Raw genomic sequence first — 1198 nt, forward strand, 5'->3', positions numbered from 1 at the left:
GTAATAGCGATTGGCATAGGGAAATCCCGATCCGTCCTGGACGCCATACTCCTCGAAGGCGAAGGCGCCGCCATCACTAGTAAAGCCAAGGATTTCAAGCTCGGCGACATCGCCGGCTTGCGCGTCGAGCGAAGTTGCAAACTGGGCGAGGAGGGAAACGGCAAACAGGACAAGGATTTGCATAGGATTTCCGTTTGAGCAGCCAGCGTTGTTTCGATCACTATCACGACGTCGTCAAAACGTCGCGCCTTTGAGAGACAAGCCGATGCATCCAATCGCGTTCTCATTTGTTTATGTCGGCAGCTTCAAATGGAGAACCCACAATGACCGATGCAGCCAGCATTCGCGAACATATGGAAGTGATCGGCGCCGACGGCGTCCATGTCGGCACCGTCGACAAAGTTGAGGGACAACGAATCAAGCTGACCAAGCGCGACAGCGGCGAGGGCGCTCACAGGGGGCATCACCACTATATTCCGCTCAGCCTCGTAGCCGAAGTCGAGGGCCAGAAAGTGCGGCTGTCGGCAAATTCGGATGTTGCGGTCACATTCGAGGAGGAAAAATCCGACCCCACCTGATCACGACATTTGGTTACGGTCCATTTGATTACGGCATTCAGCGCGACGACCAGACCGGAAACAGGTCGCCGTCGGCTGGCGTCGCGGCAAAGACGCCACGGCTGATGGCGCGCGCCATGGTGGCGCCGGCCGCGGCGTAAAGCTCGATGGCGTCGTTGGGCGCGAGCTCGATGCCGCTCTTGCCGGTCGCCAGCGCGAAAACCAGATCGCCGTCGGCCGGCGTGTGTGTTGGCCAAATGGCGCGCACGAAGCCGTCATGCGCTGATATCGCCAGGCGTTTGGCGGCGGCCTTGGTGAGGACGGCGTCCGTGGCGATGACGGCGATGGTCGTGTTGCCGCCGACCTCCGTCCGTTTCTCGATATGCTTGTCGCGAAACTTCAGCAGGATCGTTTTGGCGTCCTCCGGCATAGGCGAGGGATAACCAAGCCCGCCGAACTCGCCGCCGATCTCGAAGGGCGCCGCCCAGAAGTGGCGGGTTTGGGCGATCGTCACCGAGCCGGTCGGATTGACGGCGGCGAGCGCACCGATGGTGACGCCGCTGTCGAGCACCGTCGAGGCCGAGCCGAGGCCGCCCTTGAGGCCGGAACTCAACGCACCGGTGCCCGCTCCGACCGTGCCC

2 protein-coding genes and 1 pseudogene are annotated in these 1198 nt (G+C 61.6%); 1 reads left to right on the plus strand and 2 read right to left on the minus strand.

Annotated elements, in window-relative coordinates; genetic code table 11:
* Positions 1-183, minus strand: a pseudogene (locus EOA86_RS35420) (DUF2259 domain-containing protein); the annotation flags it as partial.
* A gap of 140 nt (positions 184-323) precedes the next feature.
* Here EOA86_RS35420 and EOA86_RS35425 point away from each other — a divergent pair.
* A complete protein-coding gene (locus EOA86_RS35425; protein WP_127208947.1) occupies positions 324-578 on the plus strand; it encodes a DUF2171 domain-containing protein in 255 nt (84 codons plus the stop codon).
* A 37-nt stretch (positions 579-615) separates the two neighbouring features.
* On the opposite strand, the gene EOA86_RS35430 is transcribed toward EOA86_RS35425, so the two are convergent.
* The coding region (locus EOA86_RS35430) for a P1 family peptidase (RefSeq protein WP_206630240.1) at positions 616-1198 on the minus strand (583 nt) is incomplete at its 5' end.

Origin of the sequence: Mesorhizobium sp. M5C.F.Ca.IN.020.32.2.1 (assembly GCF_004023105.1) — a bacterium.
Classification (GTDB): domain Bacteria; phylum Pseudomonadota; class Alphaproteobacteria; order Rhizobiales; family Rhizobiaceae; genus Mesorhizobium; species Mesorhizobium wenxiniae.

Bases quoted from the DNA above. Each gene is read 5' to 3' on its own strand.
- EOA86_RS35425 (WP_127208947.1), top strand. From the start codon at position 324: ATGACCGATGCAGCCAGCATTCGCGAACATATGGAAGTGATCGGCGCC.